The sequence below is a fragment of the Collinsella sp. AF23-2 genome (assembly GCF_003459245.1).
In the GTDB taxonomy this organism is placed as follows: Bacteria; Actinomycetota; Coriobacteriia; order Coriobacteriales; family Coriobacteriaceae; genus Collinsella.
This window is the reverse complement of record NZ_QRVG01000009.1, coordinates 66,729-79,506: the sequence shown is the minus strand read 5'-3', so window position 1 is coordinate 79,506 and position 12,778 is coordinate 66,729. Positions and strand designations below refer to the sequence as shown.

The following is a 12,778-nucleotide window of genomic DNA, read 5'->3' as shown; positions in this document are numbered from 1 at the left end:
AGTCCTGAGGCCGTTGCAATGAAAATGAGAATCAAGGTGCAACCGACAGGTGTATTTGCGGGTACAGGCCGAGTCACGGTCGTGCGTCGGGGGGATTATACTGAGACAAGCATAATGAATCGGCGCCCTTGTTGTGCGCCGTGGCATTAAGAGGTGCATATGGCAGAGAAACTCATACCGCTGGAGGATGCGCAATCGATTGTTTTGTCGCACGTTGCTCCGACGGATCTCATCGAGATTCCCGTGTGGCAGGCCGCCGGTCTTCCCTTGGCCGAGGATGCGGTGGCCGATATCGACATCTCGCCGTTTGCCAACAGCGCTATGGACGGATATGCCGTGCGCTCGGCGGACTTGGCGCAGGCGTCTGACGAGGCGCCGGTGACGCTCGACGTTATCGGACACGAGGCCGCGGGCCATGTGTTTGAGGACACAATCGGCGCGGGCGAGACGGTCCGCATCATGACGGGCGCGCCGGTACCCGAAGGTGCCGATGCCGTGGTGAAGTACGAGATCGTCGACGTACTCGATGGCGACGGCAACGAGGGCTCGCGCGTTCGCTTCTCGGCGCCTGCCAAGGTAGGGGAGAACGTTCGCTCTGCCGCCGAGGAGGCCCATGCCGGCGATGTCGTGATGCGCGCTGGCGAGGTCGTGGCTCCGGCGGGCGCCGGCTTGTTGGCGAGCGCCGGTTATGCGAGCGTGAAGGTGCATGCCGCGCCGCGTGTGGGCATTATCTCGCTGGGCACGGAGCTGGTCGCGCCGGGTGAGCTGCCGGCGCGCGGGCAGATTCGCGACTCCAATTCGTCGGCGTTGATGGCCGAAGCGCTCGATGCAGGAGCCGAGCCCGTGTTCTACGGCATTGCGCCCGATGATGAGCAGGCGATTGCCGAGCTGGTGCATCGTGCCGTGCAGGAGTGCGATTTTGTCATTACGAGCGGTGGCGCCTCGGCAGGCGACTACGACTACGTGACGGCGCTCGTCCGGCGCGAGGGTGAGGTGCTGTTCGATCGCATCTCGATGCGTCCGGGCAAGGCCATCACGTTTGGCTTGCTTGGGGGTAAGCCCTACCTGGGACTTTCAGGCAATCCGGCCGCGGCGTATGTAGGCTTTGAGATGCTTGCGCGTCCGGCGATTCGCAAGATGCGCGGCTTTGCCGAGGGCGTGCGTCCCGTGCAGCAGGCGACGCTCACGCACGGCGTGAAAAAGCGACAGCATCGCCGCTTCTTCGATCGCGCCACGGTTTTGCGCGACCCCGAGACCGGTGAGCTGTTGGTGACCGAGGCCAAGACACAGAATTCGGCGCTGCTCGGCACAATGCAGCGGGCTAACTGCCTGCTGCGTATTGACGAAGGACCGTGCGACCTCAAGGCGGGCGATGTCGTGGATGTCGTGCGAGTCGACCTGCCTGAGGGCACGGTGCTATAGGAGGAATGTTATGGAGCTAAAGATTTCGATCGTGACGTGCTCGGATACGCGCGACCTTGCCCAGGACGAGGCGGGTGCCGCACTCGAGGAGCTTATCGAGGCGCAGGGATGGACGGTCGCCTCACATGTGGTCGTGCGCGACGACGTCAGCGAAATCGGTGATGCCATTGTGGAAGCTGCCGATGAGTGCCACACCAATGTCGTGCTCACCTGCGGTGGCACGGGGCTTTCGATGCGCGATGTGACGCCCGAGGCGACGCGTGCCGTTTGCGAGCGCGATGTGCCGGGTATTGCAGAGGCAATCCGTGCGTACTCCATGACCAAGACGCGCCGCGCTATGCTCTCGCGCGCTATTTGCATGCAACGAGGTCATACACTTGTCGTAAACTTTCCAGGTTCTACGAAGGCCGCCCGCGAAAGCTGGGAGGCCATAGCGGACCAGCTGGAGCATGCGGCTCAGATGACAGCGGGCGGCGGACATACCAACTAAGCGGTTTACCTGCGGCGGAGCGACCTGAACGGCTGCTCCGCCTTTTATTTGCGCCCAAGGGGACGGCATTCTGTAGGCATGCTTGAAACTATATTTTCAGACGAGAATAATTTCTCATAATCATTATTCGCACCGAAGTATAATTTAATAACAGAATAAAGCCTGCGGTGGGGTACCCGGGCACAAGGTCCGAAAGGGTTGAACATGTTCGATATGGTTTCTCGCCGCGGATTCGTCTCACTCTCCGCTGTCGCCGCTGCCGGCCTTGGCCTTGCCGGCTGCTCCGGCAACAAGGAGCCTGAGTCGACCGGTTCCGATGCCGGTTCCGCCAAGATTTCGTCCAAGAAGGCTGTCGAGCTGCAGGTCTTTGCTGCCAACTCGCTCGAGAAGGCTTTGCCCGAGGTTCAGAAGCTCTACACCGAGCAGACCGGTACCACCTTTGCCGACACGCAGTTTAAGGCGTCCGGCGACCTTGTCGAGCAGATGCGCGCCGGCGCCACGGTCGACGTGCCCATCACAGCCTCCAAGGGCACCATGGACGACGCCGAGGCCGCCGAGCTCGTCGACGCCGACACGCGTGAGGATATGTTCGTCAACGATCTTGTGGTCATTCGCGCCGAGGGCTCCGACACCAAGGTCGAGGCCATCGCCGACATCGCGAGCCTGGACGGCAAGATCGCCATCGGCGACGCCAAGACCGTTCCTGCCGGCAAGTACGCCAATCAGGCACTGGCCTCCGCGGGCCTCTACACCGGTGCCGAGGGTGACGATGGCGAGTACGCACCCGAGATCGCCGACAAGGTCGCACTGGCCGACAAAGTTGGTACCGCCGCCGCCTATGTGTCTACGGGCGACTGCGTGGCCGGTTTTGTCTACAGCTCCGATATCTTCCGCTATGACGGCATCGAGGAGGCCTTCGTGTGCCCCGAGGATTCGCACAAGCCCATCGTGTACCCGGGCGCCGTTGCCGAGAGCTCCGAGCACGCCGACGAGGCCAAGGCATTTATCGACTTCTGTCTGACCAACAAGAAGGCTCAGAAGATTTGGGCTAAGTACGGCTTTGAGCTTTCCGAGTAGTGCGGCTTGGCGCGATAATTCCATCGTGTTGTGTCTCACTCCGTCCTTGTGTTCGCTTGGAGCTTTTCGTGCTTAATAGATTCCGCATGCTTGTCGTCTGTGCTTTGACCCTCGCGCTTTGCTGGGTGCCGGGACTTGCGTTTGCTGGGGACGCTGAGGACGGGGCCCAGGTTGCTGCGACCGCTCATGGGCTTTCCTATGGGATCGAGGGTTTTGAGCGGTTGGCCAAGGGGACCGCTCGTGCCATGGAGGGCCAGCCTGAGGGCTATCGGTTTCCCGTTGACGAGGACGTGGACCTTGTAGTGGCGCCCGCTGCCGATCGCGTTGTGGTGTGGATATCGCCCAAGGCAGTCGAGAAGTATGGTTTGGATCCGCAGGACAACGAGTGCGTATCGGGTCTCAAGGCTCTCGTCTGTGAGCTCGACAGCGCAAACTGCATGGGAGGTGCGCAGCTGGGGGACGTGGATCTTCCTTGGTATGTCACGGCGGAAACAACGTTTGATGCCGGCGGGTATACCTATGGCTTTGATGTGCGTGGTGCGGATGGGGACCGCTATGTGGTGATTGCGTCAGCCTCGGGTGATGCCAAGGGCGGCGCGCGTTGGCTTGATAGCGCTCAAATGGTAGAAGCATCGTCTGTCGTGTTGCGGGATGAGCAGGGGCCCTTGGCCTCTCTGGCCTCCTTTTTGGGCAACATCGACTATCGCCCGTTTTGGGTGTCTATCAAAACGAGCGGCCTTGCCCTGCTGATCTCCTTTGCGCTGGGCCTGTTTGCCGCATGGAAGACCATGGGTACGACGAGCCGCGTGAAGGGCCTACTCGACTCGGTCTTTACCATCCCGATGGTGCTGCCTCCCACGGTGTGTGGCTTTCTGCTCCTCATGCTGTTTGGCCGCTCAACCGGGGTTGGCCAGTGGCTTATTGCACACAGTATCTCGATCGTCTTTACGTGGCCCGCGGCGGTGATATCTGCCGTGGTGGTGTCGTTTCCCCTGGTCTACCGTACGGCACTCGGAGCCTTCGAGAGCCTTGACACGCAGATGCTCGATGCGGCGCGAACCCTGGGATGGTCCGAGCGTCGCATCTTTACCAAGCTTATGATGCCGCTTGGCTGGCCCTCGATTGCCGCCGGCACGGTGCTCGCCTTTGCCCGCGCGATGGGCGAGTTTGGTTGCACGCTGTTCTTTGCAGGCAACTATGCCGGCATTACGCAGACCATTCCCATTGCGATTTACTTTGAGTGGATGGGCGGTAACACGTCGGTGGCCCTCTTTTGGGTCGCCGTCGTGATCGTGTTTAGTTTCCTGGTCATCCTGTTTATCAATATGTACACCGCTCATTCGCAAAAGTATCGCGAGCGGGGCCTTTCCTGTGTGGAGCGCAAGCGGATCAAAGATCTTGCCGGACAGGGCGATTCGCTCGACCCGGCGGGCGGCGATGCCTTGCGTATCGATCGCGAGGCGCTGGCCGAGCTCATGCGCGATGATGCCGCTTTGCAGGGAGGTCGATAGGCCATGTCGCTCGTTCTGGATATCAAAAAGCGCTATCCCGGCTTTACCCTCGACATTCAGCTCGATGCCGGCGAGGAGCGTGTGGCGCTGCTCGGCGCCTCCGGATGCGGCAAGAGCTGCACCTTGCGCTGTATTGCCGGCGTGGAGACGCCCGACGAGGGCAAGATCGTCGTCAACGGCGTAACCTTCTTTGACTCGGTGGCGGGCATCAATCTGTCGCCCCAGGAGCGCAAGTGCGCCCTGATGTTTCAAAACTATCAGCTGTTCCCTAATATGACGGTGGCCGATAACGTGTGCGCCGGCGTTGAGGGTGCAGGCGACGCCGCGGCGCGTAGGCAACTTGCCGAGCGCTACCTGGGTATCTTTGGACTGGCCGATTTTGCCGACCGCTATCCCGCGCGTCTCTCGGGCGGCCAGCAGCAGCGTGTGGCGCTTGCTCGCATGGTGGCGGCACACCCGGGCATTTTTATGTTCGATGAGCCCATGAGTGCGCTCGACGCGTATCTCAAGAGCGCGCTTGAGCAGAACATGCTCGACCTGTTCGACGTCTGTAATCGTACCGTGCTCTACGTGAGCCACGATATTGACGAGGCATGCCGCCTGTGCGAGCGCATTTGCGTGATGCATAACGGACATGTGGAGGAGATCGGCTCCGTCGAGGACGTGGTCCGCCGGCCGCAAACCTTGGCTGCGCTGCGCCTGACGGGCTGCAAGAATACGAGCCGCGCGCGCAAGATCGGGCTTCAGGAAGTTGAGGCCCTGGACTGGGGCATGACCTTCAACGTGGGCCGTGAGGTTCCCGATAACGTGGCGTACCTGGGTATTCGTGCGAGCTACTTTCATGTGGACAACCGTGCCGAGCGGGGTCGCAACAGCTATGACCTGCACGTGGCCCGAGTGAGCGATTCGCGTTTTGAGCGCCTGGTGCTGCTGGACGTGCCGCGTGCCGATGCGCCGACGCGCCTGCAGTGGAAGGTCAACAAAGTGGGCATACCTGTCGACGAGCTGCCGCAAGCAGGCGAGACGCTGCGCATGCATTTTGATGCCAGCAGGATCCATTTGGTTTGTCGTTAATTCGGTGGGCGATGCGGGCGAGGAGGTAGTCCTCGACCGCTTTGTTTCCACTTTACCGCTCGCCGATTTCTATATAACAAAATCTTATCAATCTGATAATTATTTATCAGACAGCGAGGTGTTCGCATCCCGCAGCTGTCGTACGCGTGTCGGCGGTATTCGTCTGGACGACGACCGTTGATATAGTTGACCTCAACTTGTAAAGGAGGGTGCGCACATGCCGCAGACGACATACATTCGCCGCGTTGCCGCGCGTGCCCTATACATGGCTCGGAGTCGCATATGAGCAGGTATGTTCACGGCTCCGGGAGAGACGACGCACAACTAAATAACCGACCGCAAAGCAGGTTCCCTAAAATTCCGGGTTTGAGCACGGCCGGGCAATCGCCGTCCGTCGTGCATCGATACCGCTGTTATCCGTTTTTGGTTCGAGAGGGGAACCGTTATGGCTGAAGAATTTGATTTCCACCCGATGTGGGAGAGCCTCGGCATGAATCTTGCCGACCACGATATGCTGCTGGGCGCCGTGGGCCAGATGTACGGGGACATGTTCCTGTCGCAGAAGAACCGCCCCAAGTCCACGTCCTACTTGGACTTTGTGGCCACCAACATCCATAGCGGCCGCATTAAGGAGATGCTCGACAAAAAGGAGGCTGGCGAGGCCACCAAAATCGTGGGCTCGTTCTGCGTGTACGTGCCCGAGGAGATTGTGCTCGCCTGCGACGGTATTCCCGTGGGCCTGTGCTCGGGTGCCGATTGGGCAACCGATAAGGTCGAGGAGCATCTGCCGCGCAACACCTGCCCGCTTATCAAGAGCTTTGCCGGCTTTAAGCTGGGCGAGGTCTGCCCCTACATTGAGTCGAGTGACTTGGTGGTAGGCGAGAACACCTGCGATGGCAAGAAGAAGGCCTACGAGTTTTTTGCCACGCAAAAGAACATGTACGTCATGGATATTCCCAACGTACACGACGAGTCGACGCTCGTGACCTGGAAGGCCGAGGTCAAGAAGCTCGCCGCCAAGATCGAGGAAGAGTGCGGCGTCACGATTACGCCTGAGCGTCTGAAGGCCGCCATCCACGCCGTCAATGAGAAGCGTCGCGCCCTGCAGCGCCTCGCTGCCACGCGCGCTGCCGACCCTGCGCCCATCAGCGGTCTTGACAGCCTGCTGACCGTTCAGGCCGCCTTTATGGACGACACGCCACGTCTGACCGGAGCCATTAACGATATGGCGGCCGAGTGTGAGCAGCGTGTCGAGGCCGGAGAGGGCGTGGCGCCCAAGGGGACTAAGCGCATCCTGTACACCGGTACGCCCATGGCCGTGCCCAACTGGAAGCTGTTCAACCTCATCGAGAAAGCCGGTGGCATTGTGGTAGGCGAGGAGTCCTGCACGGGCTCGCGCTATTACAAGGACCTGGTCGACGAGTCCGGTGAGACGGTCGACGAGATGCTCGATGCCATCGCCGAGCGCTACTTTAAGATCAACTGCGCCGTCTTTACGCCCAACGACCAGCGTATGAAGGACATTGTCCAGATGGCCAAGGACCTGCATGCCGACGGCATCGTCGACGTGGCCCTGCAGTTCTGCACGCTCTATGAGATGGAGTCCTTCGCCGTGGAGAAGGCCGCCGAGGAGGCGGGCATTCCGTTCATGCACATCACGACCGACTACGCCGGCGAGGACGCAGGCCAATTGCAGACGCGCATCGAAGCTTTCTTGGAAACCATTTAGGGCTATACGTTCCGGCGGCTTCCCCAGGTACCCGATCTTGCCGTTCAAACCGTCGCTTGCGTACCAAAGTGCGCGGAGCTGCTCTTTCACGGCAACCTCGGGCGCCTGGGAAAGCCGTTTCCTTGGTTGGTTAAAAGGTTTAGGAGTTATATGTCGGAAAATATTGAGCAGCCGTTGCCCAGCACGTTTGAGGAGTTCAACGAGCAGCGCAAGGCCGCGTTTATTCGCGTCAAGGATTATAAACAGGCCGGCAATCGCCTGGTCGGCTTTTTGTGCAGCTATACGCCGCTCGAGATTATCGATGCCGCGGGGGCCGCAAGTGTCGCTCTGTGCGGTACGTCCGATGAGGTGATCCCCGAGGCCGAGAAGGTACTGCCCGCGAACCTCTGCCCGCTCATCAAGTCGACCTACGGCTTTGCCTACTCGCAAAAGTGCCCGTTTACGTACTTTAGCGACATGATCATCGGCGAGACCACCTGCGACGGCAAGAAGAAGATGTACGAGCTGCTGGGGGAGCTCAAGCGCACGCACATTCTGCACCTGCCGCAGGGTCGCGATCGCGCCTACGAGCGTGAAAGCTGGTACGAGGAGTGCCGCCTACTCAAGGAGGAGCTCGAGAACTTCTACGGCATCACGATTACCGACGATGACCTGCGCGCCGCCGTCCGTCGTCGCAACCGTTTGCGTGCGGCCCAGCTCGAGATGTTTGCGCTGCAGGCTAACCAGCCGGCGGCCATGAGCGGCGTCGACCTGATGAGCACCATGTTTGCCGGTACGTTCAGCTTTGATATCGAGGCCTATACGGATCAGCTGGAGCAAAAGGTTGCCAAGCTGCGCGAGGCCTACGACGCGGGCGAGCGCCCGGTTGCGGCGGATGCCAAGCGCATTCTGATCACCGGCTGCCCGGTGGGCGGCGTGATCAACAAGATAGGCCGTACTATCGAGTCCAATGGCGGCGTGGTCGTGTGCATGGACGACTGCTCGGGTGAGCGCACGGCGGCCATGATGATCGACCCCGATGCTCCCGATATCCTGCGCGCCATCGCCGACCGCTACCTGGATATCAACTGCTCGGTCATGACGCCCAACGACAGCCGCATGGGGAACACGCTTGCCATGTGCGAGAAGTATCATGTCGATGGCGTGGTAGAGAGCGTGCTACAGGCCTGCCACACCTTTAACGTGGAGAGTGCGCGCATGCAGGAAGCTGTCGAGGGTGCGGGCATTCCGTATATGAAGATCGAGACCGACTACAGCAACGGTGACATGGGCCAAATCGAGACGCGCATCGCCGCCTTTATCGAAACCCTCTGACGTCTGAGGCGCCCGACCTTCCGGCTCCAACCCTCCTCGCGTACCTTGAGTACGCTTCGTCGGGCTTGTCGCTCGGAATCTCGGGCACCTCAGACGCCAGAGGGCCGTTGTTGCAGCAGTGTCTGATCGTTTGATTTTCTTGCTGATTAGGAGAGAGCCATGATAGGGATCGGGATCGATATCGGGTCTACGGCGGCTAAGGCTGCTGTGGTCGACGGGGAGGGTTCGGTGGCGTGGACGTGCGTGCAGCCAACCGGGTTTTCCTCGGTCGATGCTTCCGAGCGGCTGCGCGAGGCACTGGCAGCGGCTGGCTATGGCGTGGCTGCCGACGACGTGCGCGTGATCGCGACTGGCTACGGCCGTGTTGCCGTGCCCTATGCGCACAAGGTCGTGACCGAGATTACCTGCCACGGCACCGGTGCCGTGCGTCTGTTTGGCGATCACGGCACGGTGATTGACGTGGGGGGCCAGGACACCAAGGTCATCCAGCTTAAAGGCGGCCGCGTGGCCAAGTTTGCCATGAACGACAAGTGCGCCGCCGGCACGGGGCGCTTTTTGGAGATCATGGCCGACCGCCTAGGCATTTCCCAGCAGCAGATGGCCGACCTGGCGCGTTCCGGCGAGCCCAGCAAGATCAGCAGCATGTGCACGGTGTTTGCCGAAAGTGAGGTTATCAGCCTGATCGGTCGCGGTGAGCCGCGCGAGAACATCGCACGTGGCGTGATCGACAGCGTGGTCTCGCGCGTGGCGACCATGGCCGGGCAGGCCGCGGGCGCCCCGTACTACCTGACCGGTGGCCTGTGCGAGAACGCCTTCGTGGTGGAGCGGTTGGGCGAGCTACTGGGGTCGCCGGTGACAACCTCGCCCCAGGCTCGCTTTGCCGGTGCCATCGGCGCGGCGATTCGCGCACAGGCGCTCAATTAATGCATCCGCCTTGGGCTCGCATTCATGCGTATACTGAGAGAAAATGATTGACCGATGAGAGGAGGTATCGATGCCTGACGATCAGATTAAGCTCACGTCTATGACGGCCGCGAGCGGTTGAGCCGCTAAGTTGGCTCCTGGAGCCCTCGCCCAGGTCCTGGGCGACTTGCCCAATGTGCATAACGACAACCTACTCGTGGGGTTCGATACCTCCGACGATGCGAGCGTCTTCCGCGTTGGCGATAACCTGGGTCTCGTGCAGTCCATCGACTTCTTCCCGCCGATGGTCGACGACCCGTTTTTGTTTGGCCAGATTGCCGCGGCCAACTCGCTTTCGGACATCTACGCCATGGGCGGGCGGCCGAGCCATGCCATGAACTTGCTGTGTATCCCGAGCTGTCTGGGCGTTGAGGTTGCCGGTCAGATTCTGGCGGGCGGCGCCGACAAGTGCGTCGAGGCGGGTTGCTCCATCGCGGGCGGCCACACCATCAACGACGACGAACCCAAGTACGGCCTGTCCGTGAGCGGGTTTGTCGCGCTTGACCGTATGCTCGCCAACAGCGGCGCGCGCGTGGGCGATGCATTGCTGCTGACCAAGGCGATCGGCTCGGGCATTATCACCACGGCCATTAAGGGCGAGCTCATCGAGCAGGACGAGGCCGCAGCCATGTTTGACTCGATGCGCACCCTCAACGAGGCCCCGATTCGTCTGGCCGAGGGACTCGAGCTTCACGGCTGTACCGACATTACGGGCTTTGGCCTGATCGGGCACGCGTGCGAGATGGCTGAGGGCTCGGGCGTGCAGGTTGAGCTTGCGTCGGGGTCGGTGCCGCTCTTTGACCAGGTGCTCGACATGGCGCGTCTGGGCATTATCCCCGCGGGCTCCTACCGCAACCAGGACTTCTTTGGCCCGCGCGTGGCTGCCGACGAGGACCTGGAGCCGGGAATGCTGGATGCGCTGTACGATCCGCAGACCTCGGGCGGCCTGCTCATCGCAGCGCCAGCTGCCGATGTGGATGAGCTTGCGCGTCGTTTACATGCCGAGGGGCGCGTTGCCGCCGTCGTCGGTCGCGCGTGCGAGCCGGTGCCAGGCGGTCCTGCCGTCCACGTTGTCCGCTAGCCCGCACGTTTATGTAACTGTTTACGTTCTCTAGAACGGTTCTTTCGAAAGGATTTTGCTATGTCTACCAAGATTGAAGTCAATGCCATGGGCGATGCCTGTCCGCTGCCCGTCGTCAAGACGCTTAAGGCGCTCAAACAGCTTGACGGCGAGGGTGCCGTGGTGACCTCGGTCGATAACGAGACCGCCGTCAAGAACATCTCCAAGATGGCGCAGGAGAAGGGCTGCACGGCCTCGGTCGAGAAGGTTTCTGACGCCGAGTGGCACGTGACCGTGGCGACCTCTGGCGCCGTTGCCATGGCCGATCCCGAGCAGGATGGCGCTGCCTTCTGTGATGCCAGCGCCGGCAAGGGCAAACTCGTCATTTCCGTCTACACCGACTGCATGGGCCGTGGCGACGACGAGCTGGGCCACAAGCTCATGAAGGCCTTCATCTTTGCCGTGACGCAGCAGGAGGAGCTGCCCGCGACCATGCTGTTCTACAACGGCGGTGCCAAGCTCACCGTCGAGGGCTCGCCGGTACTCGACGACCTGAAGGGCCTGGCCGAGCAGGGCGTTGAGATCCTCACCTGTGGCACCTGCCTCGACCACTATGGCATTAAGGACCAGCTTGCCGTGGGCGAGGTCACGAACATGTATGTGATCGTGGAGAAGATGGAGCAGGCCGTGCGCGTCGTGCGCCCGTAGCGTATTGGTTGGAGTTGCCATGAGGGAGAAGCGCCCGGCGCTTGTCATCACGTTTCCCACCACGGCGGCCGCCATGGGCTGCGAGTCCCTGTGCGTTGAGCGTGGCCTTCCCGGGCGAACGATTCCCGTGCCCGGGGAGGTCGCTGCCGGCTGTGGTCTGGCGTGGAAAGCGTTGCCTGCCGATGAGGAGCTGCTGCGCGGCGAACTCGCCGCGGCGGGCGTTCCCACCGAGGGCTATACCGTGATTGATATGTGGGAGGTCGTGCGATGATCTACCTGGATAACGCGGCGACGACCATGCACAAGCCGCAGACGGTCATCGATGCCGTGACGCAGGCGATGTGCTCGCTCGGCAATGCCGGGCGCGGCGCCACGTCGGGTGCCCTCGATGCCGCTCGTACGATTCACGGTTGCCGTGCCAAGCTCGCGCGCTTGCTGGGCTGCCCGCGGGCTGATCATGTGTGCTTTACGTCCAACTCCACCGCGGCGCTCAACACCGCCATCAATGGCGTGGTGCGCCGCGGCGACCGCGTGGTCACGACGGTGCTCGAGCACAACTCCGTGTTGCGTCCGCTCAACCGCCTGGCGGCAGAGCAGGGCGTGACCGTTGAGCATGCGGGCTGCGACGCGAACGGTGCGCTCGACTACGAAGAGCTTGAGCGGCTGGTGACGCCGGGCACACGTGCCGTGGTGGTGGCGCACGCCTCCAATGTGACCGGCAACGCGGTCGACATTGCGCGCGTGGCCGCCATGGCCCATGCGGCCGGTGCGCTCGTGATCGTCGATGCCTCGCAGTCTGCCGGCACGGCGCATATTGATATGCAGGCCATGGGGCTCGACGTGGTGTGCTTTACCGGCCACAAGGGGCTCATGGGTCCGCAGGGGACCGGCGGCCTGGCCGTGGCGGAGGGCATTGACGTGGCCCCCTGGGCCATGGGCGGTACGGGCGTGCACAGCTTTGATCCGCTGCAGCCGCTTGAGTGGCCCACGCGCCTGGAGGCGGGCACGCTCAACGGCCACGGTGTCGCCGGCCTTTCTGTCGGCCTCGACTTTATCGAGGCCCAAGGTGGGGTCGAGGCGATTGCGGCGCATGAGCGAGCACTGGCGGATCGCTTTCTCGCTGGCGTGCGCGAAATCCCGGAGATCAAGCTCTACGGTGCCTTTGACCAGCCCGTGCGCTCGGCGATCGTTTCACTCAACGTGGGCGATATCGATTCGGCCGAGATTTCGGACGCGCTCATGCAAGGGTGGGGGATTGCGACGCGCCCCGGCGCCCACTGCGCTCCGCTCATGCACCGCGCGTTGGGGACCGAGCGCCAGGGTGTCGTTCGCTTCTCGTTTGGGTATTTCAACACGGACGAGGAAGTTGACGCCGCGATTGAAGCTTTGCGCGATTTAGCTTGCTAAAGCGTATATACTTGCGGGATGGG

12 protein-coding genes are annotated in these 12,778 nt (G+C 61.6%); all 12 read left to right on the top strand.

The window, feature by feature from the left end:
* Positions 1 to 159: 159 nt before the first annotated feature.
* Complete coding sequence (gene glp, locus DWY03_RS05395; RefSeq protein WP_117786466.1) at positions 160 to 1,422, top strand: gephyrin-like molybdotransferase Glp; 1,263 nt, start codon at positions 160 to 162, stop codon at positions 1,420 to 1,422.
* Between the two features lie 10 nt (positions 1,423 to 1,432).
* A complete protein-coding gene (locus tag DWY03_RS05390; RefSeq protein WP_117840102.1) occupies positions 1,433 to 1,912 on the top strand; it encodes a molybdenum cofactor biosynthesis protein B in 480 nt (159 codons plus the stop codon).
* 204 nt (positions 1,913 to 2,116) lie between these two features.
* The gene (gene modA / locus DWY03_RS05385) at positions 2,117 to 2,989 is read left to right on the top strand and encodes a molybdate ABC transporter substrate-binding protein (protein WP_117840101.1); all 873 of its coding nucleotides are present in this window, start codon (positions 2,117 to 2,119) and stop codon (positions 2,987 to 2,989) included.
* A gap of 68 nt (positions 2,990 to 3,057) precedes the next feature.
* On the top strand, positions 3,058 to 4,500 hold the full coding sequence (gene modB / locus DWY03_RS05380; RefSeq protein ID WP_231500789.1) for a molybdate ABC transporter permease subunit: 1,443 nt from the start codon (positions 3,058 to 3,060) through the stop codon (positions 4,498 to 4,500).
* Positions 4,501 to 4,503: 3 nt separating this feature from the next.
* Positions 4,504 to 5,574, top strand: coding sequence for a sulfate/molybdate ABC transporter ATP-binding protein (locus DWY03_RS05375; RefSeq protein WP_117840099.1), 1,071 nt, complete (start codon positions 4,504 to 4,506; stop codon positions 5,572 to 5,574).
* Between the two features lie 445 nt (positions 5,575 to 6,019).
* Complete coding sequence (locus DWY03_RS05370; protein WP_117840098.1) at positions 6,020 to 7,303, top strand: double-cubane-cluster-containing anaerobic reductase; 1,284 nt, start codon at positions 6,020 to 6,022, stop codon at positions 7,301 to 7,303.
* Between the two features lie 150 nt (positions 7,304 to 7,453).
* Positions 7,454 to 8,617 (top strand): double-cubane-cluster-containing anaerobic reductase, encoded by a 1,164-nt coding sequence (locus tag DWY03_RS05365; RefSeq protein ID WP_117840097.1) that lies wholly within the window; start codon positions 7,454 to 7,456, stop codon positions 8,615 to 8,617.
* Between the two features lie 159 nt (positions 8,618 to 8,776).
* Positions 8,777 to 9,541, top strand: a complete 765-nt coding sequence (locus DWY03_RS05360; RefSeq protein WP_117840096.1) for an acyl-CoA dehydratase activase — start codon at positions 8,777 to 8,779, stop codon at positions 9,539 to 9,541.
* Positions 9,542 to 9,611: 70 nt separating this feature from the next.
* Positions 9,612 to 10,661, top strand: a complete 1,050-nt coding sequence (gene selD, locus DWY03_RS05355) for a selenide, water dikinase SelD (RefSeq protein WP_117840095.1) — start codon at positions 9,612 to 9,614, stop codon at positions 10,659 to 10,661.
* A 60-nt stretch (positions 10,662 to 10,721) separates the two neighbouring features.
* Entirely contained in the window at positions 10,722 to 11,348 is a 627-nt protein-coding gene (yedF, locus tag DWY03_RS05350; RefSeq protein ID WP_117840094.1) for a sulfurtransferase-like selenium metabolism protein YedF, read from the top strand.
* Between the two features lie 19 nt (positions 11,349 to 11,367).
* The gene (locus DWY03_RS05345; protein WP_117817081.1) at positions 11,368 to 11,619 is read left to right on the top strand and encodes a DUF3343 domain-containing protein; all 252 of its coding nucleotides are present in this window, start codon (positions 11,368 to 11,370) and stop codon (positions 11,617 to 11,619) included.
* Entirely contained in the window at positions 11,616 to 12,755 is a 1,140-nt protein-coding gene (locus DWY03_RS05340) for an aminotransferase class V-fold PLP-dependent enzyme (protein WP_117817082.1), read from the top strand. The genes DWY03_RS05345 and DWY03_RS05340 overlap by 4 nt, the downstream gene beginning before the upstream one ends.
* Positions 12,756 to 12,778 lie beyond the last annotated feature (23 nt).

Bases quoted from the DNA above. Each gene is read 5' to 3' on its own strand.
- glp (WP_117786466.1), top strand. From the start codon at position 160: ATGGCAGAGAAACTCATACCGCTGGAGGATGCGCAATCGATTGTTTTG.
- DWY03_RS05390 (WP_117840102.1), top strand. From the start codon at position 1,433: ATGGAGCTAAAGATTTCGATCGTGACGTGCTCGGATACGCGCGACCTT.
- modA (WP_117840101.1), top strand. From the start codon at position 2,117: ATGTTCGATATGGTTTCTCGCCGCGGATTCGTCTCACTCTCCGCTGTC.
- DWY03_RS05375 (WP_117840099.1), top strand. From the start codon at position 4,504: ATGTCGCTCGTTCTGGATATCAAAAAGCGCTATCCCGGCTTTACCCTC.
- DWY03_RS05370 (WP_117840098.1), top strand. From the start codon at position 6,020: ATGGCTGAAGAATTTGATTTCCACCCGATGTGGGAGAGCCTCGGCATG.
- DWY03_RS05365 (WP_117840097.1), top strand. From the start codon at position 7,454: ATGTCGGAAAATATTGAGCAGCCGTTGCCCAGCACGTTTGAGGAGTTC.
- DWY03_RS05360 (WP_117840096.1), top strand. From the start codon at position 8,777: ATGATAGGGATCGGGATCGATATCGGGTCTACGGCGGCTAAGGCTGCT.
- yedF (WP_117840094.1), top strand. From the start codon at position 10,722: ATGTCTACCAAGATTGAAGTCAATGCCATGGGCGATGCCTGTCCGCTG.
- DWY03_RS05345 (WP_117817081.1), top strand. From the start codon at position 11,368: ATGAGGGAGAAGCGCCCGGCGCTTGTCATCACGTTTCCCACCACGGCG.
- DWY03_RS05340 (WP_117817082.1), top strand. From the start codon at position 11,616: ATGATCTACCTGGATAACGCGGCGACGACCATGCACAAGCCGCAGACG.